This window comes from Streptomyces sp. URMC 126, assembly GCF_051386555.1.
Classification (GTDB): Bacteria; Actinomycetota; Actinomycetes; order Streptomycetales; family Streptomycetaceae; genus Streptomyces.
This window is the reverse complement of record NZ_JBPQTX010001231.1, coordinates 1-244: the sequence shown is the minus strand read 5'-3', so window position 1 is coordinate 244 and position 244 is coordinate 1. Positions and strand designations below refer to the sequence as shown.

Genomic DNA, 244 nt, shown 5'->3' with positions numbered 1-244 from the left:
GACTTAACACGCGCCGGCCGACCTTCGAGACCCGGGTGCTCAACGAGCAGCCCGGCTGCCTGCACGCCGGCATGGACGTGTACAAGTGGGCCTACAAGCTCGCCCCGTTCACGCCGTCCGACCTGGTGGCCGACTGCTTCGCGCTGGCCCGCGAGATCCGCACCCTCGACATGCGGGCCTCGCCGTACGACCTGACCGCCTGGGGCTACTCCCCCGTCGCCATCGAGACACCGGCGGGGAAGGC

General features: G+C 70.5%; 1 pseudogene. It reads left to right on the top strand.

The window, feature by feature from the left end:
* Positions 1–244 (top strand): annotated as a pseudogene (locus tag ACSNOK_RS35790) (3-methyladenine DNA glycosylase); the annotation flags it as partial.